The sequence below is a fragment of the Novipirellula herctigrandis genome (assembly GCA_007859835.1).
Taxonomy (GTDB): domain Bacteria; phylum Planctomycetota; class Planctomycetia; order Pirellulales; family Pirellulaceae; genus Novipirellula_A; species Novipirellula_A herctigrandis.
The window spans coordinates 3,357,400-3,378,437 of sequence record SJPJ01000001.1 but is presented as its reverse complement, the minus strand read 5'-3'; the positions used below and the strand labels follow the sequence as shown (position 1 = coordinate 3,378,437).

Genomic DNA, 21,038 nt, shown 5'->3' with positions numbered 1-21,038 from the left:
ACCAGGAGATTTGAGATGACAAAACAAAACGAACTCTATGACATCGTCATCAACGGCGGACGCGTGATGGATCCCGAAAGTGGATTGGACGCGGTGCGCAACGTCGGCGTCAAGGACGGCCAGATCGCGATCATCACGGAGGAAGCACTCGATGGCAATGAAACCATTGATGCCGCCGGTCATGTTGTTGCGCCGGGTTTTATCGATGGTCATTCGCACTCGGCCAACGATGCCTTCGGAGTGAAGAAGGGCATCCTCGACGGACGAACAACCCAGATGGATCTTGAAGCTGGCGCCTGGCCGGTGGACGTCTGGTATGACCGCCTCGAGGGCCGGGCCCAGGCCAATTACGGAGCAAGCGTCGGCCATCTCCCGATTCGCGATGTCGTCTTCAGTGATATCACCACGACGACTGGGAATCTGTTTTTGGAGATGTGGAAATCCAAAAGCCAGTGGTCGGTCCATCAAGCCTCACCCGAGGAACTTGAGCAGATTCTTGAGCTCATCGAGCAAGGGATCCGGCAGGGTGGCTTGGGAGTGGGCACGCCGATTGGCTACGCGACCTCGGGACTCACCGCGTACGAAGTGAACCAAGCCTGGCGACTGGCGGGCAAACACGGGCTCTTCGCCACGGTGCATGGGCGTTTCTCAAGTCTGTCGCTACCTACCGAGGGTATTCTCGGCACGCTGGAGGCGATCGCCAGTGCCAATATGCATGGCGCGGGAATTCTCGTTCACCACTATCAAGCCCAGGTTCTCAGTGCGGTCGAAGATGTCGCCCGGATGGTTGATCAAGCACGGGAGTCAGGAGTGAAAGTACTTTTGGAGATGTATCCCTACACGTTTGGTTCTTCGGTGATGATGGCCGACTATCTGCATCCGGAAAACTATCAAAACAACATGGGTCACACCTATGGAGACATCACGCTGGTCAAGACGATGCAGCCATTGACCAAAGAGACTTATGAAGAAGAGGTCAAAAAGGAGCCCGGCGCCACGATCCTGTTCGAGCATTGCACGGAAAAGGATATGGTCAAGGCCATGGCTTGGCCGAGTGTCTGCCTGGGCAGCGATGCCGTGCCCTATATCGACGGTGAAGGCAGCAAGGATGCCGAGGGCGGAATGACCGTGCCCTATGGCTGTCCCGACGACGAAGCCCATGGGCATCCACGCAACGCCGGAACCTATGCCAAGGTGTTCCGGTATGTCCGCGAGCAGAAGGTCATGCCGCTGATGACCGCTGTGGCTAAGAGCAGCTACCTGTTGTGCAAGTTCATGGAAGAGTGTGGCGTGCCGCAGATGGCGGCCAAGGGACGCATGCAGGTGGGCGCCGATGCCGACATCACCATCTTCGATTCGGACACCATCACTGACAACTCCACCCGTGAGAACGGATCATTGGCATCGTCGGGAATACCCCACGTCATCGTCAACGGCGTCCCGGTTGTGAAGGACTCCAAAATTGTCGAGGGCGTTTATCCCGGCAAACCCATCCGTCGACCTGTTACGGAAGTGTGATGCAAAAAAATTCCGACATTGCTTTGGCGAAACGCCCCGATCAGGCATCGGTTCCCGTCATCGTAATCGGCGGGGTTCTCGGTGCTGGTAAAACTACGCTTCTCAATTGCGTTCTAAGTGAGAATCAGCGACATTCTGCAACGAATGCGGGGCAGCAATGGAAGGCCAACCGGGAGATTGGCAAACTCGAAAAGCGAGCGGACCATCCGGAAAATTACGCGGTGGGCGCAATTGAATTTGCCGCAGGCTGCGTCGAGGAAGCCGATCTTGCCACGCTGGAAGCAATTGAAACTCGCTTGGAAGCCGAAGATGCGAAATTAGACTCGTAGACGCAAAAAGTTAACAAAAAGCGGTAGAAGAAAGGGGGTAGGACCGGGTCAGGACCTGACCCCTTTGCACCTCGGTTGGCGGCCCCACGACATCGGATGGCTCAGTAGCGTACTGCAGTTCGTCGGCACGATTCTGTTCAACTTCAATACGTTCGACGCGATGATTCCGTCGCTGAATGGGTTCCAGCAGGACCTAGTGATCTGGGCACCCAACATCATTGGTTCGATCCTTTTCTTGCGTCGGGATACCTAACCTTCATCGAGACAATTCACGCCCATTGGGCCTAGAAACCAAAGAGTATTTCCTGGTAGGTCGTGTGATGATCGGATCACAACCTATCCGGCTTTTCCTATCGGTCCGCGTCCACAGCAGCAATCGAATTGATTTTGCTCATTGGCGTTTTCTCCTCAGGCAAAACGTGCCTCACGTTCTCTCAAAAGAATTATTGGGCGGCAATGAAAGGGATTCTCTGCACAACGCCTCACTCTTTTATCCCTCTCTATGAGTGATGTGCTTTCGCGGTTTCCACCTGCATACTGATGTGAAGACAGGACGGGCAATCCATTCCGTGGGGCGAATGATTACAAATGGTAGATGCTCGTGGAATTTTCGCATGCTGGTCCTATCACGAGAACAAATGCATCGATTGTGATTAACGGGAGCGACACATGGCTGCAGACTTAGAAATTACTTCCTCTGACATGTTGCTGCACGTGGAAGCGACGGGTCAGTTGACAAACGGATCGTATGTAACCTTTGCGGATGCTGTCGAACAGCACGCTCATGTGCACGGCAAAGTTCGTGTGTTGTTCGAGATGCGCAGCTGCATCGGCTGGACGCTCGGTTCGAATTGGAAGAACATGAAGTTCGATCTTCGGCACTGGAAAGCGATCGAGCGTCTGGCCATCGTCGACGAGGTCACATGGCTGGAAGAAATCGCATGTTTTTGCCGGCCGTTTACCTGGGGAACGATCGAGTACTTCGACCATTCCCATTTGGATGAGGCGAAGGATTGGCTGACCACATCGTTGTGAAGTCATTCGGCCAAACGACCGTTTACTCAATACCACCATGCATTTCGCCTGAAATCACTCGTTTATCCCTCTTTATGAGCGATGTGCTGTCGTGGTTTCCACCTGCATACTGATCTAATCACCGCACGGGCAATGCAATGGCCTTTGCTAACTGCGATGCAAGATCCTTTCCGTGGTCATCCACACCGGGATGTCAAGCGATTCTGCAGCAAGCCTTTGATGCCTGCGCTGTGATGGGAGACGAAACACAATTGCGGATCCTGCGGCTGACGCGCAAGCTCGGGCTTCGTGAACCAGCCGATTCAACGAAAGAGTAAACCATGTCCGGGTATCAGATCCTAACCGTTTTCGCCGCATTCGCGTTCGCATACAGTCTGATTGCGTCGCGGCTTGAGAAAACACCGGTCAATGGTGCGTTTGTTTACGTCGCAGTGGGCATGCTTTTCGGCCCCCATCTGCTCGGTCTGATTGACTTATCGGTCGATGGTGAAGCCATCAGCCGGTTGGCCGAAATTGCACTCGCGATTTGTCTTTTCACCGACTCTTCCAATGCCAACCTGAGCGTTCTGCGGCGCGTCGAGGCGATTCCCGTGCGTCTCTTACTGATCGGCTTGCCACTGACCATTGCCATGGGACTCGGATTGGCTTGGTGGATCTTTGGTGATCTCAGCTTTTTTGAAATCGCGCTGATCGCAACGATGCTGGCGCCCACGGATGCGGCGCTCGGGAAAGCGGTTGTCACGAATCCGGTCGTGCCCGCGAAGGTGCGGGAGAGCCTGAATGTCGAGAGCGGTTTGAATGACGGCATCTGCGTGCCGGTGATCTTGTTCTTTCTCGCACTGGCAGCTGGCTCGGTCGAAGCTTCCGAATCCGCCGGGCTCGTTATGCAATTGCCACTGGAAGTCATTGGGATCGGAGTGGCGGTCGGTCTTGCACTTGCGGTGGTCGGCGGATTTGCTCTGCGAAACTGCGCGAGCCGCGGTTGGGTATCGGACACTTGGTTGCAGATGCCGATCATTGCGCTCGCTCTCTTATGTTTTGGTCTGGCGCAGTGGCTGGGAGGCTCCGGATTCATCGCGTCGTTCGTTGGAGGTCTGACCTTTGGAGCCTTAACCAAGCAGCACAAAGAGCAATTTTTGGATGCTGCGGAAGGCACGGCCGACGCTGTCGCCATGGTGACCTGGTTTACATTCGGGACGGTGATCCTCGGTCTGCTGCTGCCTGGATTCAGCTGGCAAGTGTTGGTGTACGCACTTCTCAGTTTGACCGTCGTGCGGATGTTGCCGGTCTTCTTGTGCCTGATCGGAACAGGATTCCAACGTGACACGTTGCTATTCATGGGCTGGTTTGGTCCCCGAGGACTGGCCAGTATTGTCTTCGTGGTGATGGTCGTCGGCGAGAAGTTAACGGGCAACGATACGATTGTGGCAGTGGTGGTCTGGACGATCGTTTTGAGTATCGTGTTGCACGGACTTTCGGCCAATCCACTCGCAGCGAAGTACGGGGCTCGCGTCGACGCACGTGGCGGTATGATTTGACACCGTTGCGGCGATCGTCACGACAATCAAACATGGATACCTGTGATATGAACAACGAGCAAAACGAATTTTTTACCGTCGTTCGATTCTTCTCAAAGTACGTATTCATCGTCCGTCATTTGTTCATCGTACTGCTTGTGCAGATGGTATTGGGCGGCGTCTTGATCTCGTATCTCGAAGGTCTGCAAGTAGGCGAATCGATCTACTTCGCCTTCATCACGGGGCTGACCATTGGTTATGGCGATATCGAGCCAGTGACCACTTGGGGACGTGTGGTCAGCGTCGGGATCGGGATAAACGGGATGCTGTTTACGGGATTGACGGTTGCGGTTGCAACGCGGGCGTTAGCCGATACCGTCAAACAATTCAGCGGAGAGTGATCATCCGCTCACCCCAGACCCAAGCTGCGGCAAACCCACTTGGAAATGGTAAAGGGCATGTGAACAAACGCTTCGCAGCCATTTTCCATCCCAACGCCTCACTCATTTATCCCTCTTTGTGAGCGATGTACTTTCGTGGTTTCCATGTGCATACTCATTAGTGCAACAGCGACACCGTTGGCTTCACCTTCGGGAGCGGCGTTCTGATCATCGTGCCGATTCTCAACGGTACGGTCGGTCCGTATTCTGTGTATGCGATGTCGGCCGTGCCGGTAGGGTTAGTTCGACCGCCTTATTTTTGTTCGTGATTGATTCCGTGCTGCCGTCATTCGTAATGGAAAATGGCCATGTTCAACGATATTCCATGCGAAGTTGAGATACTGGGGCTGTACTTTCCGCCACTCTTTGTATCGATCTTGGCCGGTCTGTTCTGCGCATTGGTCCTCGCGAGGGTATTTGATTTGTTACGACTCGACCGCTTCTTCTGGCATCCTCCCTTGGCCTTCACTGCGCTGTGGTTGCTAACGACAACACTCATTGGTCTGTTCATTATCAGACCCTAAACAATCATGACAATACAAAGCACCCTCAAGAACGTCGCTTCGAAACTGCCAACATTCGTGTTGTTTCTCGCTGCGCTTACGGCGGCGTATTTCGTCTATCAACGTTGGACGAATCAACCGTGGACCCGTGATGGACAGGTGCGGGCGCACATCGTCGAGGTCGCGCCCCGGGTGTCAGGCTATATCGTCGAGGTGGTGGTGAAGGACAATCAATTCGTCTCCAAAGGCGACTTGCTCTTCAAAATCGATCCCAGCGACTATCAGTTGGCAGTCGATCAAGCCCAGGTCCAACTGGATCAGGCACGTGAAGACGTCGAAGCGTTGGAGGCGGGCTTGAGAGCGGCGGAAGCAACCATCAAGCAGCGTAACGCCGCTGTCACTTCGGCAGAAGGTCAGATCGCGCAGGCGGATGCTGGCATCCAATCTGCGGAAGCAGTTGTCACCGAGGCTGAGTCCGGCATCGAGTCAGCTCGCGCAATGATCGCAGAAATCGAAGCAAATTTGGCAGAAGCCCAGCGCGAGGCCGAAAGAGCGAAGCGTCTGGCGAAGAGCAAAGCTGGCTCCGTGGAAACGGCTGAAGCCAAAGCGTCAGCCGTCGATGCCGTGAAGGCTCAACTCCGCAGTGCGAATGCCGGCCTCGTCCAGGCACAAGCAGCCGTTAATCAGGCCCAAGCCGCCGAGGGAGAAGCTCGAGCCCGGTTGGTCATCTCGCAAAACGGCTTGGCCGAGGCTCAGGCCGCGGTGATTACCGTCAACGCGGACCGGGACAAGGCTCAGGCAAATCTCGGTCAGCCCGGGGATGCCAATGTACGCGTCCGGACAGCCAAAGTCCAACTCGAAAAGGCGCAGCTCAACTTGAGTTGGACCTCGGTTTTCGCGCCATGTGACGGCTACATCACCAACTTTGACGTCGATCAGGGACAGTTCGGTTCGACCGGGACACCGATCGCCGCATTCGTCGATAGCGGCTCCTTCCGGGTGGATGGCTATTTCCAAGAATCCAAGCTGAGACATATTCATCCGGGTGACCGTGCCATTGTCACCCTGATGAGCCATCCAGACATCAAACTGCGCGGCGTAGTGGACAGCATCGGTTACGCGGTCAATCCTCCGGGCATCGCCAATACCGAAGGTAGCGCAAATCTGGTGCCCCAAGTCCAGCCGACGTTTGATTGGGTTCGCCTGCCGCAACGGGTGCCAGTCCGCATTCGCCTGGAAGACGTGCCCGAGAGTATCCAACTGGTTGCCGGAACAACCGCGTCGGTGGCGATCGAACCCAACCGGCGGAACTCGAAATGAAGAGTCTGTTCTTAGGATTGGACTCCGCACGGCTGTTACTTGCGCTGAAGACTTGTCTGGCAATCGTCCTGGCTCTCGGAATCACCCTCAGTCTCGACTGGAAACCGTCCTTCATGGCCATCCTGATGGTCACCATGCAGACAGCATTTTTTGGAGCGACATTCAAAAAAACAATACTCTATATTCTCGGAACACTCAGCGGTTCGATGACCGGAGTCGCCATGATTGCGATGTTCGCGCACGATCGCCGGTTGTTCATTCTGGGCATGGTTGTGCTAACGGGGATTGGACTTTACCGCCTTCAGAAGAGCCGGGAACCGTACGCCTGGATGATCTTTCTTGTCACTCTCGCCCTTGCCGGCTGGTTGCCCGCCGCGCATCCATCGGCCGCTTTCGACATTGCAGTCATGAGGGCCACGACCATTTGTGTTGGCGTCATCGTGGTGTACTGCGTCCACGGGATCATCTTGCCCGTGCGCGCTGGCAAGGCTTTCGAACGTCAACTCAGCGCTTTCGTCGATGGCTGCCGGCATATTCACTCGCTGGTCAGCTCTGCCGTCGCTGGTAACGAGCCAGATGTGGAAGCGTTGAGACGGGCCGAAACAGCTCAAATCAAGACGATTGCAGCGCTGCGAAGCACGCTTGACGCAGCCACGGTAGATACCAAGCGTTTCAAGCAATTTCATGTCGGTTACCAGCAGTTGATCGGTCAGCTTCAGGATTTATTGCTGGCGCTCCTCAGCGTACGCAGCAGCATCACGAGTAGCCGTAACCTCACATCGCCGATCATGGGTGATCATTTGCATTCTACGATGCAAATGATCGATGGCGAATTGAGAGGGCTCGCGAGCGATCTCGTACGCGAACGCGACGCCGAGGCGCTAAATCGCGAATCCACGACGGGTGAGTCGGATCTCGGCAGACTGGACACGAGCGAATCATTGCAGGACGCGATGATCGCAGATCAACTGAACATCGTCGCGTCCAGTGCTGCAAAAGTCCGTGCGGCGCTGGCCTGTGTTGAGGATCCCGGCCAAACGTCTCCGCCGCCTCCCTCGCCAACACGCGAACCGTTCAGCCTAAGAAGTGTACAAGTCCAAAAGGCCGCGTTGGGCAGTGTGGTGATGCTGCTGACCATATTGCTTTTCATACAGACGCAATGGCCGATGGGTTTGTCGCTGGCGATGATCTTCCTGGTGCTGGCAATCTGTTTCAATTGCTTGATGCCGCTGATGATGATCAGTCGCCAGATGTTGCTCAGTCTCCTCGTCGGCCCTTTGATCGCGGCCGTTCTGTACTTCGGAATCATGCCACGCATCGACCAATACGTGGAACTCATTCCTTGGCTTGTGGTAGTGTTCGTACCGTTGCTGTATTGGCAGTCGAACCCAAAACCGCAAGCCAGCCTGCTGGCCATGTTCTCGTCACTGTTCCTGATCGCGCTGTTGTCCTTGGATGAGCAGCGGCAGTCGTACTCCTTCTCTTCGTTCTTCGAAATGTGGCTCGGCTTGTGTGGCGGATTCGGAGTTCCGGTGTTGATCTTTGGTCTTTTTTCGACGGTTGTTCCTGAACAGAAGTTCTTAACGCAGGTCCGTTCCTTCTTTGCCGGATGCGGCCAGTCGATGCAGAGTCTGACGAACACTCCGCCAGATTCGCCAGCAACAACAACGACCATTCAATCCGGTCGGAAGCAACGACTGGGTCTCATCAAGCAAATGCATATGTGGTCGAGACTGGTCAACTACCGACGGTTTCCAGACGCATACGGCCGCCGTACGCAGGCGATGGTGGAATCGATCCAGCGGGCGGCACTCTGGCTCGAATCTGCGGAGGATTCTCGTCGCAAGTCCGTTGACTCGATCCCTGATCCGCTACGCGATCCCTACCAACGACTTTACGATACCTGCGCTGCATCCTTCCAATCAATCGCTGACGCGCTTGCCAACCTCGAACCGGCACCGGATCTGCCGGACACCACAGCACGGATTCGCGACATCGAATCGCAGTGTGCCGAACTTCGCCGATCGGCTGCTGAAAACGACGAGGTTCAAGCATCTGTCTTACGGACGATGATTGCCACGGCCCACCTGCGCTGGTTGGCTAACGCGATCAGTGATTGTTGCGACAACGCGAACCATATCGACTGGAAAGAGTGGAATCGGAACCACTTCTAGTGTGAAAAGGCCTCCGATCGTAACGATTGAACCGCTTGTCCCAGCCCATTCAAGTTCGATCAATCGCTCTGTAACAATTAGCCGATTGCAAACGTTATACGGAGAATTGCGAATGTTGGAACAGTAAGTATTGGAAGGACAGCGATGCAACGCCAGCAACCTACAAGTAGACTCTCGCACCGACCGACTGCACGGACCTGGATCTGCGCGTTGATGGTCGCCTGTGTGCTGTCCACCGGTTGCTCGTTCCGACAATGGGCTCGCAATGGCTACAAGGTCGGGCCGAACTATCGCAAGCCGATCGCACCGGTGGCCGAGAACTGGATCGACAGCGACGACCCGCGGGTCCTCAGCGAGCCGCCAAAGTATCCCGACTGGTGGTCGGTCTTTCAGGATCCGGTACTGGACGGCCTAGTCGAAAGTGCCTACCAGCAGAACTTGTCCTTGCGTGAAGCGGGACAGCGTGTGCTGCAAGCTCGGGCACAGCGGGCCATTGCCGTGGGTGGGCTCTTCCCTCAATCGCAAGCTTTGGAGGGTAGTTACACAAGAGCGCAAATCAGCGAAGTCAAGCAACCGTTTCTTGAACCAGTTCCGGGGTTATTTAGTCGCAACTTCGACGCCTGGTCGCTCGGTGGCAACCTGAGCTGGGAACCGGATATTTGGGGTCGGTTCCGTCGGGCTGTGGAAGCAGCCGATGCCAATCTCGACGCCTCGGTCGAAGAGTACGATGCGATTCTCGTCTGCCTGATCGCCGAGGTTGTAACCGCCTACGTTGACCTGCGGACGTTCGAGCAGCGACTCGCCTATGCTCGCCGAAATGTCCAGATTCAAGAACAGTCGCAGGAGTTGACGACAACCCGCGCTGACGAAGGTAAGACGGGCTTCATCAGCGTCCATCTGGCGGAGTCCAACTTGGACGCGACCAGGGCAGCGATTCCCGAACTGGAAATTGGCTTCCGTCAGGCAAACAATCGACTCTGCACCTTGCTTGGGATGCCACCCATGGATCTGCAGATTACGTTGGAAGCAGCCGGCGGTATTCCCGACGCGCCGGCCGAAGTTGTTGTGGGCATTCCGGCCGACTTGCTCCGCCGCCGACCCGACGTGCGGGCTGCCGAGCGACAAGTCGCGGCGCAGAGTGCTGAAATTGGCATCGCCATTGCCGATTTCTATCCCAGTATCGCCATCAACGGAAAGATTTCGACTCAAGCCGAAGATTTTAGCAACCTGTTCAGTTCGCTTAGTAACGGCGGATCGATTGGTCCCTCCTTCAGCTGGAACGTGCTCAACTATGGCAGAATTGCCAACAACGTACGCTTCCAGAACGCCCGTTTTCAAGAGCTGGCGGTGAATTACCAAAACACCGTGCTCAAGGCCAACCAGGAAGTGGAAGATGCACTGGTGTCGTTCTTACGGACCCAGGAGCAAGTCACGTCGCTCGCCAGCAGTGTGGAGGCAACTCAGCGGGCTCTGGAACTGTCTTTAGTCAACTTCAAAGAGGGTGAGTCAGATTTTGCCGGAGTCTTCGTGCTGCAGGGTGATCTCGCTCAGAAACAGGATCGACTGGCTGCGGCCCAGGGCAACGTCGTAACGAGCTTAATTAGCGTCTATAAGGCTCTCGGCGGCGGCTGGCAGATCCGCTGCCCAAACTTTCAGCCACACGAAATCACCGAATTCGATTTCGATTCGCAGGCCGAAGAGATTCCACTGCCAGACCTTCCGACCGAGGAGACTTTTCCCGAATTGATACCTGTCATCATTAACTGAGAATTACTCCGAACCAGGCTATGATCGAGGACGCGTGGTCATGATGAAGCAACCACACTGCGAGTCCACATGGCTGGAAGAGATCGCATGTTTTTGCCGGCCGTTTTCCTGGGGAAAGATCGAGTACTTCGACCATTCCCAATTGGATGAGGCGAAGGCTTGGCTGACCGAATCGTTGTCGTCGAACTCGCCACCGTGAACGGCCCCCCAGAGGTGACGCAATGCTAAAGAGATGCTGAAAATCAGAGTTGAGCGAGTTGTCGAAGCGCAAAATCACTCTTTTATTCCTCGTTAAGAGTGAGGCCGCGTCAGGGAAAACTCCATAAAATGTGGTGTAAACAACAGCTTTACAGGAAGTCCGATTGGACGGCCTTCGATTACCGCAAGTCTACCAACGGAAGCTTTCGATGAACCGCTCCCAGCGTTTGATCGCCTCCGTCGCCGTGATTGCCCTGCTGGTGTTCTTTCCCGGCCAAGTTGCGGCCCAGGAACTGACGCCTCCGGAGGTGTTGGCGATCGCAAGAGAAGCATACGGTTACGGACTTCCAATCGTCAAAAACTACCAGACGATGTATGCCGATGCGATCGACCAAACGGGAGATCAGCACAAGGCTCCGTTTAACGTCCTGAGACATGAAGACTATGTCCTGGAAAACGAAGACGGGGTCATCGCACCCGTTGAGAATTCAGCGGTAACACCCAACTGGGATGTCTTGCGTTCCTCTCTTTGGATGGATTTGAGGGCCCAACCGGTTGTTCTTGATGTGCCGGAAATCGAAGCCGAACGTTACTACTCGATCCAGTTGATCGATCTGTTTTCTTTCAATTTTGAGTACATCGGTTCCCGAACGACCGGCAATGGTGCCGGGCGATACCTGATCGCCGGTCCTGACTGGAAAGGCGAGACGCCGGTCGGGGTGGACAAGATCATTCGCTGTGAGACGCAATTCGCATTTGCCATCTACCGGACGCAAGCAGCCACCTTGTGAACAGAGAGCGCGATAGTTCGCAGAGAATAAACCGTTGAGACGGACGCTGGCTCATGCGGATTGGGGACGGCCTAGTTCGAAAGAGAGGTTTCCGGCAAATCACCGAAACTTGAAAAACGCCCCAAACACGGCGTTTATTAACCGGCCAAGAATGGCCGATGGAGACTCTCATTCTGCGAACTGGCCGGTACGGCCAATTCCGCAGATCGTGAAGAGTACACCCGGAGGGAAGCGAGCGCACAAACGCGGGCGTTAGCTGATCAACAAAATGGGTGTTTCGAGGGGCAACAGGAGGGGCAATCAGGGCCAATCCTGAGTGATCTAGTTGAAGAATCGATAAGCGACCTACAACGCGAATTGCTAGAGATCCTACAAAGGCTAGACGAAGCTTCGCAAGCAGACCTGCTGAGCGTCGCCCGAGGTCTGGCGAGTCGAATCACCAAGACGACGTGAACGCGGTAGGGCAGCAACTGGGAGTCCAGAACGAAGCCAATGAGTCAGTGTCCTCAACAGATCGGCAATCGGACGCCAACAACATGCAACAAAGGCTGAACCGCGACCCATCCGGCGTTGTATCATCCCCCTTGGACATCAACCACGATGGAGTCTTGGCACCGCGCGATGCTCTGATCACGACCAACCACCTCAACTATCAAGCACGTAGTGTTACCCAACCGCCGACGTTAATCAATCTGCAAGCAGTGAACCAACGCTGTGCATTGGATGGCGAAGACGATGGCGATCGTTGGTTGGATGAGGAAAAGCTTGACTTGTTGCTGTCCTAAACATGGCAGCGATCGTGGTTGTTCTTGAAAAACTCAAGTGTGCTTCACCGCACACTGTGTCCGTCGAGCACGCATGGGTACCGAGTCGGCGAGATTGTGACAAAAGTCTGGTAGTCAAATATTCAGTTTTCTTGGGTGGTTGCCGTTGCACCAGAGACTCGATCGGCGTGATCAGGACATTGCCTATTCAGACTTCCTGTTCGATGGACGGACTGGGGATCTTCGTCTATCATTGCCGCAATTCGCCTTCAACTTCGTTCGGTGGCTCAAGAGACTCATCATTGATACTAAGGACGACCGCATAGGGTTCCGCGCTCTGGCTACCTGACGTAGACGCAATTTTCCGGACGGCTCCAGTTGGTCTGATGAGGTAATGTAGGCGATTCGATCGACGGTAGCCGTAAACAACGATGACCGTGCCCGGAGGGAGGGTGATGTTGAGAACCACCCACTAAGATCCCCTTCTTAGGTTGTCGTTTGGGACAGTGAAATCAGCCGCCTCAGTTTACACTGTCACCCTCCGGATCTTCTACTCGAATCATCAGCCACTGTTGGGTTTGGCCGCCGTCGAAGTGAATCAGAGCGGGTGTCTCGTCTTTAGTCAGATTGGATATACCGGTTTCCATCACCGGCCAATCTTTGCCTCCGACGGTCCAGGCCGTGCGCTGAGTTTTCTTGTCAACAACGCCCTCGATTTCCTTCGATGCATCCGTGCTGTTGTTGAAGTACGTTCCGGCGATCATGCCCTCTTTGCTGACCGCAAGTTGAATGAACAAATTGGGTTCGGGGCCGGAAGCTTGATCGTCTTGCGTCAACGCAAAGACGCCGAGCGACATCCACTCGGTATCATCGGCTGATTCATCCGGCGCTACTTCGTCTGCGCCGCTGGCAATCGCAAACGCTTCCTGGCCGTATTCCTGCTGGGTCCCGACGGCCTCGTCACCGTAGTAGACAGTGTCGCCTTCGACATAGACGTTGTCGCCATAGTTGTATTCGGTCGGCTGTGACCAACCCCACGGGAACCAGCTGGTGACCGCGCCCCAGTTGGCCCAACGGTATGGCCGCGTCCATCGCCGAGCGTAGCGATTGCCGCTCCAGAATTTATTACGAGGCGGATTCCGTCTCACCTGTTGGCGAACTTCCGTACGCCGGTCGACGCGATTCGTTTGGCGTTGGGCAACATTGTCGTGGCGATCAACGCGATTGTTGGCAAGGTTGTCGCGATGATCTTGGCGGTTATCCATTTGGTTGTCGCGGCGGTCGGAAACTGAATCTTGGCGGTTGTCACGTTGATCGGTCCGATTGTCTTGGCGGTTCTCTTGATTGCCTTGCCGATTGTCGAGCCGGTCGGGACGGTTCTCCGAAACAGGTCCGTTTCCCGACCCCGGCCGCTCACTCGGTCGGTTGCCCGCGCCGGGACGCTCGGCTGGTCTCTGACTCGCCTGGGGAGGATTGTTTTGCAGGAAGTCCGAAGCGCCGTTGCTGGGACGGCTACCCGATCCGGGTGTTCCCCCGCCCGCTTTCGGCAGATCGAGAAAATCATTTAGCTGCCCCTGCGAGGGCGCCCCGCCGCCGGGACGTGTCGACCCGCCACCGGGACGTGAGCCCGATTCAGGCCGACTGCCTGCACCTGGAGTGGTTCCGCCACCGGGGCGCGTGCCTGTGCTTGGGCGCGTGCCTGTACTTGGGCGCGTGCCTGTGCTTGGACGCGTGCCTGTGCTTGGACGATTGGAACTTGGGGGCGTTGCGGTTGGCCGACTAAAACTGCCTCCGGACGGACGGCTACTGCCGCCGGACGGGCGGCTCATCCCGCCGCCGCTCGGTCGCGACATACTTGGCGACGACCGACTCATCGATGGCGAGCGACCCGATGATCGCGACATACCGCCTCCGCCATGACTCATGCCGCCACCACCACGACTTGCACCTCCACCGCCGCGTCCTCCGCCACCCGGTCCTCGCGCCGATACGTCAGCGTAAACAAAGAGACAGATTGCTGCGAAACACAAAAACACAAATGAAAACCGTTTCATGATGAAACCTCGAAGGAGCGATTGGATTGTTGATGACTGGTCAAATTGGGTGCGATCGTAAAACTACTGCCGCACCACCAAAACTTCGTCGATGTTGGGAAGCAGCTCGCCGGCCAAGGTTCGCTGAGTCGATTGAAAGGCGAACGTTGCGTCATCGACGGGTGTGACATGATTGACAGCCGTCGTTGTTTCTCCGGCGGCGGTTGTTCCTTTCTTGTGGACGTACCAGCGATCCTTCGATTTCGACCATTTGCCCTGCGCGAATCCGCCATCGGAATCGAACGTCCAAGAGCGAATCTGTTTCGAGGCGGCATCCCATCCGATCACTTGCATTCCTGACAGCTCGACTTTGTCACCGGCCGAAACTGAGAACTTTCGAACGAGGTAGTTTTTATTCTTCGTCCAACTGCAATCGGTGACGATGCGAATGTTCTCGTCCTGATCGACCCAACTGCCAATGAACCACTCGAGTCCCTTCAGTTGCTCGTAACTGGCGCTCCTTGGCGGGGATGCTTTGTCCGTGACACGATCGAGCAGCCACTTTCCATCGCGCCGTACGTAGACGGCGGAGTATTCGGTTTCTTCTGGTTCGGCATCGGGGCTCAAGAACTTGGCCGTCCCATGTTCGGCTGCCACATTCGGCGAAACGAACTGTATCGACTCAACGTCCACTGTAAGCTTTAAGTTTGCTGCATTTTCAAAAAGACTTTTGAATTGCGCCGCGATCGCTTCACGGCCAACCACTCGTTCACCACTGATGCGGTTCACATAGACGGCCTCGGGCGACCAATAGCTGGCAAGCGTCTCGGCATCGCGTTTGTTGAACGCCTCGACGTAATTGGTGCCGGCCTTTCGCACCGCTGCTTCGTCGCTTGCTTGGCCTGGAACGTCTTGCCCGGTCAGTAAGACTGGAGTCAGCAGCACAGCGGCTAAGCCGATTTTTAGATAGGTCAAAGATCTGATCATTTTCGATTCTCTCTACGATATGAGTCTAAGTTGTCGTGTTGGTTTAGGTTGGATTCTTAGCCCGGTGGCTTGGCATAGGCCACGGGCTCGTCAGGTTCCACCACTCCGTTCTCGGATGCGTATAAATTCCATCGATCAGACAGTTGTTTGACTCGATCGGGAAATCGCAAGGAGAGGTCGGTCGTTTCGCCTGGGTCGGATGTCAAGTCGTAGAGTTGCCATTTGCCGGTCCCGTAGGGAACTGGCAACATGAGTATCTTCCATTTCCCCAAGCGGTAGGCTCGGATTCCAAACAATTCACTCCCGAATCCACGTTTTTCAAAGGCGACTGGCTCCTCGCCTTGCATCAGTCCCTGCAGCGACCAACCTTGAGTGGAAAGGGTTCTACTTTTTGGGGCGCTCGTGTCCGGTTTGACGCCTGCTGTCTCCAGTAACGTCGGCATGATGTCCATGACATGAACTGGCGCGGTGACAATTTTGTTTCGGATCTGCCAACTCGCGGGTGCTTTGATAACCAACGGACTCAATACTCCCCCTTGAGATTGATAGCCCTTCATCAATCGCAATGGCGCGGCCAATCCATAGGCCCAGCCTGGTCCAAGATCGACGTTGGAACCGGGCAGGCCACGATTGTCAATTCTGTTGTTGAACTGCTTGAGGAAGTCCGCGCCTGCGCCATCGAGTTCCAGGTAATCGGCAATTGTTGTCTTGCTCGGCCCGTTATCTGACATGACTAGGATCAAAGTGTTTTCGTATTTCTGCCGCGTTTTGAGGTGGTCGATCAGACGACCAACATTCTCGTCGATTCGATCAATCATGCCTGCGTAAACTGCGATGTCACGAACCGCACTTCGTTGTTCCGCTTCAGAAAGGTTGTCCCAAGCAGGAATCCATTCTGGTCGGGGCTGAGGCCCTACACTCTTGGGTACTAATCCACATGCTTTCAAACTTTCCAAGCGACGAAGTTGCAAAACGTCCCAGCCATCGCGAAAGGTTGACTTGTATTTTTCAATCGACTCCGCCGGCGCATGAAGCGGGTTATGCGGAGCGGTGAAGGAAAGGTACGCGAAACAAGGTTGTTCACTGTCGTCGATGGACTGAATTATCTTGTCGGTGTAGTAGTCGCTTGAATAGAATCCCGGCGGCAGTTTTTCGATCGGCTTGCCGTTGTCGACGTACTGACTCGGTTTGGACGGGAACAGCGGCGTGTTGTCTTCCCAGTGACTTGCACCACCATTGAGCAAGACGAAGCTGTCATCAAATCCACGCGCCGAGGGCCAAGTCGCAGGATCCTTGCTTCCCAAATGCCACTTGCCGGCCATCATCGTGCGGTAGCCGGCCGACTGCATGACTTCGGGTAACGTTTTCACACGGTCGTTCAAGTATCCCTCGTAGCCAGGTTTGCCACGTTGGTTTTTTGCAGTCACCGCATGCGTGCCAAGCCCGGTGCGATGATGATCCATTCCCGTCAACAACGATGCCCGCGTCGATGAACAGTTGGGAGTCACATGAAACTGAGTGAATTGAACGCCATCGTTGGACAGGCTGTCGATATTGGGCGTGCTGATCTCGCTTCCAAAAACACCAAGATCGCTGTAGCCCGCGTCGTCCAGCACAATCAGAACGATGTTGGGCCGTTCGTCGGCAATCGATCGTGACGAAAGCGGTAGCAAGGCAATCGTCAACAGCCAGAACACGCTCGCTGATCGTCTCGAAGAATGCACGAATGGTTTCATTGATCCTCAAATTAGAAGAGTGTGATAGTCGGTGATCGCTCCGCGATCAGAAACGGTTCGCGGAGCGAACCGCGACTATCAATTCACTGCCCGGGGCCAGGTTCGCTGGCCGCATCGAATGGCAGGTCGTCGAGATACTCGATGAATTCTAGCGGGTCAAACGGCAAGGACTTCAGATCAGCCGGTGGTTTTGACAAGCTAAGCGTCGCTGGTCGCGCGTTGGAGATGCCCGTATACGCTGGGCCGTGTCTGTGCTCCCGATCCGGATACTTCTGCTTCCACAACTCGTGCCGTGCACGCATGCGTTTGAAGGGTTCCTTCATGTGGAACGCCCCAACGACCATCGCATTGATCTCTCGATGATCGTTGTAGAGATCATAGACTGCAGTGAGACCTGATTTCGCTTGACCAGGATCATCGGACGTCCAATGTATCTTGTATTGATCTTTAACAGTGGCTGCCAGATCGGGTCCCTGATAGATGAAGTTGTAATCGCGTCGGCCGTGAGTGTCTCCTTTCAGCAATAACGCGGTCTGGTCGATGCCGTCGATGATTCGGTCCGTGGGAACGTGCTCGGTAGCGCCTGCCAGACGCGCGAACGTTGTGAAGAGATCGGTCTCGTGAATCATGTCTCCCGCAACCTGCCCTGGCTGAATCATGCCCGGCCAAAGTGCGGCCGCGCAAACGCGGACACCACCTTCCAAAAAATCGCCCTTGCCGCCACGGAACAGACCCTCACCAAGACCAGCTCCCGGAGGTGGATGGTGAGTCATCGGTCCGTTGTCAGCCATGGCAATGATCAACGTGTTTTCAGCAATGCCAAGTTCCTCAAGCGTTTGCCGAAGTTGCTCGATATCACGCTCGACCACACGGTTGTAGTCCTCGCCAACCATGCCGCGCTGAAGAGTGGTCTTCTGCGGCTCTGGGATGAAGCTGAACATGAACGGCCACCAGGAAACCATGAATGGTTTTTTTGCCTCCGCGTTGCTACGAATAAAGGCCAATGCACGTTCTCGACACTCGCCATCGAAATCACGATAGTCCTGTATCTCCTGGGAACCATCCCGCCATTCCTTGGCGTCCTCGCCCTTCGTCCCTTCTAGATAGAACACAAACGATTCGTCCTGAATGAAATTGCGATCACGTTGGTACGGGTTCTTGGCAAGCAGTTCCTCTTTCATCCCGATGATGGCATTTGCCGCTTCGCCCTGGTTGTTGTAGAGACTGACGATTTGGTTGTAGACGCCCCAAAAAGCCTCATCGTAACCTTGGTTGTGTGGGTAGCTTTCCTCGATGTCACCAAGATGTAGCTTGCCATAAAAACCTGTCGCATAGCCAACTTTCGAGAGCACTTCCGCAAGTGTGACGTTTTCAGCGGCCAATCCTGTGTACTCCACAGGAAATCCGATTTCGTAGTGGCCGGTACGGATGGCAAGCTGACCCGTCATCATGGCCGCACGGCTGGGAGTACACCCTGGCTCGGTGCACATCCGCGCTAAGATCATGCCGTCCTTTGCCAGTTGGTTGAGGTTGGGTGTGTCGTATCCTCGCATCTTCTGGTAGATCGGATCGCCAAAAGACATCGGCGGCTGGTCGTCCCACATGTAATGGATGATGTTGGGAGGGGTCCCGAACTTTTGCCGAAGTTCGGCAAGCTTCATATCGAGTTCACCGTTCTCGAGTTCCCACACCTTGCCGTTTTGGGCTTCCAGAATGTAGTACTCGGAGTCGTGAACGATCTTGCCGGCAGTCTGAGCGTGCAGAGGCGTCGTACACGCTATGACAAACAGGAGTAGAGAGAACTTGAACAGCGTTGCATGACTCATCGTAGTTTTCCAGGAGAATGGCACGGTGTGAATGGTTTCAATGGAGCTGCTAAACATGGATTCCTATTGTGAGCCGTGACGCGTAAGCGGCCGGGCCGTTTCATTTTGGCGACTGACCGGTTACGGCCCGGTGCCTTACGGCCCGGTGCCTTACGGCCCGCGGCTCACGTTTATAGATTCTAAATTCGCACTGCCTGCAGTCCGTCATTTGAGTCGTTTGAGAAACTTTGACACGACCTCGTGTACGAGGGCTGAGACCGACTTCTCTTCTCGGTCCGCGACCCCCGTCAGTTTTTCTAACTCAGCATCGGTCAATAACGTCACGACGCGGTTGCGACGAATCAATTTGGGATCCCGAGCAGGTCGTCCCCGTCTTGAAATCCCGGACTTGCGATCCACCGCTTTCGTCACTTCCTGCCTTCTTTTCGCCGAGAATTAACATTGCCGGTCATGTAAAGACTATTATGTAGCTTCGGGTTTTGCTGGCTATCACTTCTGAATCAAACTATCTAAACTCGATCAATGCTTTTCTGTACGGCCGTAGGGAGTCAGGCCAATTCCTCCAACACGGGGTTTCCGGCATGGCAACCGATCTCATCCAGTCCGCGAATCGTGTCGTCGCTACGACGCCAGATGCTTGGGAGCACGCCATGCAATCGGCGGTCAAGGATGTTCGCGTGATTGATGCGCCGCGGAGCGGATTCTCGGCACAGATCACTCTGTTTCAGTTGGGCCGAACGGCGTTGTTCTCGTTGAACCTGCCCAGCACAAGCGTTCACGTGCCCGCAGGTCGCGAATTCGTCTCCGTGAATATCGCTCACCGTGGTAGCGCGGAAATCGCCAGCCCCGTTCCTCGGCGACAGCTGGCTTCTGGAGCAGCGCTCGTGTTGGATCAGGATCAGGATTTCAATTTCAAGACAGACGAAGACCTAGAGACCGTGACTCTTTGTTTCTACGAACCGTTCTTGCAGGAGTACGCGAGAAAATTCAATGGGCCGGATTCCGGCGTCGGTGCGCGCAATGAGATTGGATCGAATCTCGATTCCGAGGCGGGCGCCTGCTTTTATCGGTACTTGAATTTCATCTGGGACGAGCTGCAGCGCGGCGGTGTGTTTCGTAACTCTCGCGTTGCGACCGAGGAGATCGAGGACAGCTTGTGGGCCTTGTTACTGTTGGCGACGCAACCTGGTTCTGCTGACGTCGATCGCCGGCACAGTGGCGGCTACGCCACCTATGCTGTGCCGGCTGAAGAATACATTCTTGGCCATCTCGAAGATTCCATTAGCGTCGCTGATATTGCCGCGCACGTCGGCATCAGTGTGCCCACGCTCAATCGAGCGTTTCAAAAATGCCATGCGATGGGCCCCAAGGCTTTCGTTAAGCGAAGGCGCCTTGAAAAGGCCCGCGCTGATCTGCTGAATGCTGATTCGCAACAGACCACTGTGACTTCGATCGCGTCTCGATACGGGTTCTGGCACTTAAGCCAATTTGGCATGGACTACAAAAGAGCCTTTCACGAATCGCCATCGGTCACACTGCGACGTTAGCGACCGAAAGACATCGATTGAACTCTTTCTTGAACGCAACCCGTTCTTCGTTAAGCGTAGGAAATCGTCTTGACCACAGGAGATTGTGCGATGATTTCGGTCAATTGTGCCGCTTTGACATCGACACTCATCGAGTCCGAGTTGTTTGGGCGTGAAAAGACAGTCACCCGGCTGAGATATTGAGGCAGGCGTAACCCGGTGGTTTTTTAGTAGCCATCACGCTCCGCGTGATGTAGCCCGACCAAAAACGTCTGCGTTGAGATTAATCGATTACCGGAAAACACGTTGTCAAAGCAATTCCTTCGATCCAATGCCTGCGAACTGGTACACCGAATGTCGGACTGCATCACGCGGAGCGTGATGGCTTCTTTGTTGCGCGAGTCGACACTTTCGTCATCGGCGAGGACAGCAGCCAACCAGTCACCTTCGACTACAAGCCGCCGTTCAAATTTGGCGGCACGATCGAGAAAGTCACGTTGACCCTCGATTGAGCGTCAATGTCATTCACAAATAGTCCGGAACCAAATCTAAAGGAGCGAACATGACCAACGAC

The 21,038-nt window shown here is 55.0% G+C and carries 21 protein-coding genes; 15 read left to right on the top strand and 6 right to left on the bottom strand.

Features of this window, described 5'->3' with window-relative positions; genetic code table 11:
* Positions 1–15: 15 nt before the first annotated feature.
* The 13 genes from CA13_RS12475 (at position 16) to CA13_RS12415 (ending at position 12,377) form a co-directional block, all read left to right on the top strand.
* Positions 16–1,518 (top strand): amidohydrolase family protein, encoded by a 1,503-nt coding sequence (locus CA13_RS12475; protein ID WP_146397098.1) that lies wholly within the window; start codon positions 16–18, stop codon positions 1,516–1,518.
* Positions 1,518–1,847, top strand: a complete 330-nt coding sequence (locus CA13_RS12470) for a GTP-binding protein (RefSeq protein ID WP_146397096.1) — start codon at positions 1,518–1,520, stop codon at positions 1,845–1,847. Before CA13_RS12475 ends, CA13_RS12470 begins: the two co-directional genes overlap by 1 nt.
* Before the next feature lie 64 nt (positions 1,848–1,911).
* Positions 1,912–2,100: a hypothetical protein gene (locus CA13_RS12465; protein ID WP_419194246.1), complete on the top strand. Its 189-nt coding sequence runs from the start codon at positions 1,912–1,914 to the stop codon at positions 2,098–2,100.
* A gap of 416 nt (positions 2,101–2,516) precedes the next feature.
* Positions 2,517–2,882, top strand: a complete 366-nt coding sequence (locus CA13_RS12460; RefSeq protein WP_146397093.1) for a SpoIIAA family protein — start codon at positions 2,517–2,519, stop codon at positions 2,880–2,882.
* Positions 2,883–3,202: 320 nt separating this feature from the next.
* A complete protein-coding gene (locus tag CA13_RS12455) occupies positions 3,203–4,420 on the top strand; it encodes a cation:proton antiporter (protein WP_146397091.1) in 1,218 nt (405 codons plus the stop codon).
* 47 nt (positions 4,421–4,467) lie between these two features.
* A complete protein-coding gene (locus CA13_RS12450; protein WP_419194245.1) occupies positions 4,468–4,800 on the top strand; it encodes a potassium channel family protein in 333 nt (110 codons plus the stop codon).
* A gap of 341 nt (positions 4,801–5,141) precedes the next feature.
* The gene (locus CA13_RS12445) at positions 5,142–5,363 is read left to right on the top strand and encodes a DUF1656 domain-containing protein (RefSeq protein ID WP_146397087.1); all 222 of its coding nucleotides are present in this window, start codon (positions 5,142–5,144) and stop codon (positions 5,361–5,363) included.
* 57 nt (positions 5,364–5,420) lie between these two features.
* Positions 5,421–6,662 carry an HlyD family secretion protein gene (locus CA13_RS12440; protein ID WP_419194244.1) on the top strand — a complete coding sequence of 414 codons (1,242 nt, stop codon included), beginning with the start codon at positions 5,421–5,423 and terminating at the stop codon, positions 6,660–6,662.
* The gene (locus tag CA13_RS12435; RefSeq protein WP_146397083.1) at positions 6,659–8,836 is read left to right on the top strand and encodes an FUSC family protein; all 2,178 of its coding nucleotides are present in this window, start codon (positions 6,659–6,661) and stop codon (positions 8,834–8,836) included. The genes CA13_RS12440 and CA13_RS12435 overlap by 4 nt, the downstream gene beginning before the upstream one ends.
* 213 nt (positions 8,837–9,049) lie before the next feature.
* Positions 9,050–10,603 carry an efflux transporter outer membrane subunit gene (locus CA13_RS12430; RefSeq protein ID WP_419194243.1) on the top strand — a complete coding sequence of 518 codons (1,554 nt, stop codon included), beginning with the start codon at positions 9,050–9,052 and terminating at the stop codon, positions 10,601–10,603.
* A 40-nt stretch (positions 10,604–10,643) separates the two neighbouring features.
* Positions 10,644–10,802 carry a SpoIIAA family protein gene (locus tag CA13_RS12425; protein WP_146397079.1) on the top strand — a complete coding sequence of 53 codons (159 nt, stop codon included), beginning with the start codon at positions 10,644–10,646 and terminating at the stop codon, positions 10,800–10,802.
* Positions 10,803–11,010: 208 nt separating this feature from the next.
* Entirely contained in the window at positions 11,011–11,592 is a 582-nt protein-coding gene (locus tag CA13_RS12420) for a DUF1254 domain-containing protein (RefSeq protein WP_146397077.1), read from the top strand.
* 536 nt (positions 11,593–12,128) lie between these two features.
* Positions 12,129–12,377, top strand: coding sequence for a hypothetical protein (locus CA13_RS12415; RefSeq protein ID WP_146397075.1), 249 nt, complete (start codon positions 12,129–12,131; stop codon positions 12,375–12,377).
* A gap of 500 nt (positions 12,378–12,877) precedes the next feature.
* On the opposite strand, the gene CA13_RS12410 is transcribed toward CA13_RS12415, so the two are convergent.
* The 5 genes from CA13_RS12410 to CA13_RS12390 all read right to left on the bottom strand — a co-directional run bounded on the left by CA13_RS12410 (position 12,878) and on the right by CA13_RS12390 (position 19,337).
* Positions 12,878–14,410, bottom strand: coding sequence for a hypothetical protein (locus CA13_RS12410; protein WP_146397074.1), 1,533 nt, complete (start codon positions 14,408–14,410; stop codon positions 12,878–12,880).
* Positions 14,411–14,473: 63 nt separating this feature from the next.
* Entirely contained in the window at positions 14,474–15,376 is a 903-nt protein-coding gene (locus CA13_RS12405) for a YybH family protein (protein WP_146397072.1), read from the bottom strand.
* A 56-nt stretch (positions 15,377–15,432) separates the two neighbouring features.
* Positions 15,433–17,112: an arylsulfatase gene (locus CA13_RS12400; RefSeq protein WP_146397070.1), complete on the bottom strand. Its 1,680-nt coding sequence runs from the start codon at positions 17,110–17,112 to the stop codon at positions 15,433–15,435.
* Between the two features lie 83 nt (positions 17,113–17,195).
* Positions 17,196–18,938: a sulfatase-like hydrolase/transferase gene (locus CA13_RS12395; RefSeq protein WP_419194242.1), complete on the bottom strand. Its 1,743-nt coding sequence runs from the start codon at positions 18,936–18,938 to the stop codon at positions 17,196–17,198.
* A gap of 204 nt (positions 18,939–19,142) precedes the next feature.
* A complete protein-coding gene (locus tag CA13_RS12390; RefSeq protein ID WP_146397066.1) occupies positions 19,143–19,337 on the bottom strand; it encodes a hypothetical protein in 195 nt (64 codons plus the stop codon).
* Between the two features lie 182 nt (positions 19,338–19,519).
* On the opposite strand from CA13_RS12390, the gene CA13_RS12385 reads away from it, so the two are divergent.
* The gene (locus CA13_RS12385; RefSeq protein WP_146397064.1) at positions 19,520–20,485 is read left to right on the top strand and encodes a helix-turn-helix domain-containing protein; all 966 of its coding nucleotides are present in this window, start codon (positions 19,520–19,522) and stop codon (positions 20,483–20,485) included.
* A gap of 90 nt (positions 20,486–20,575) precedes the next feature.
* Complete coding sequence (locus CA13_RS12380) at positions 20,576–20,668, top strand: sigma 54-interacting transcriptional regulator (RefSeq protein WP_146397062.1); 93 nt, start codon at positions 20,576–20,578, stop codon at positions 20,666–20,668.
* A gap of 23 nt (positions 20,669–20,691) precedes the next feature.
* Here CA13_RS12380 and CA13_RS12375 read toward each other — a convergent pair whose 3' ends face one another.
* Positions 20,692–20,901, bottom strand: coding sequence for a hypothetical protein (locus tag CA13_RS12375; RefSeq protein WP_146397060.1), 210 nt, complete (start codon positions 20,899–20,901; stop codon positions 20,692–20,694).
* Positions 20,902–21,038 lie beyond the last annotated feature (137 nt).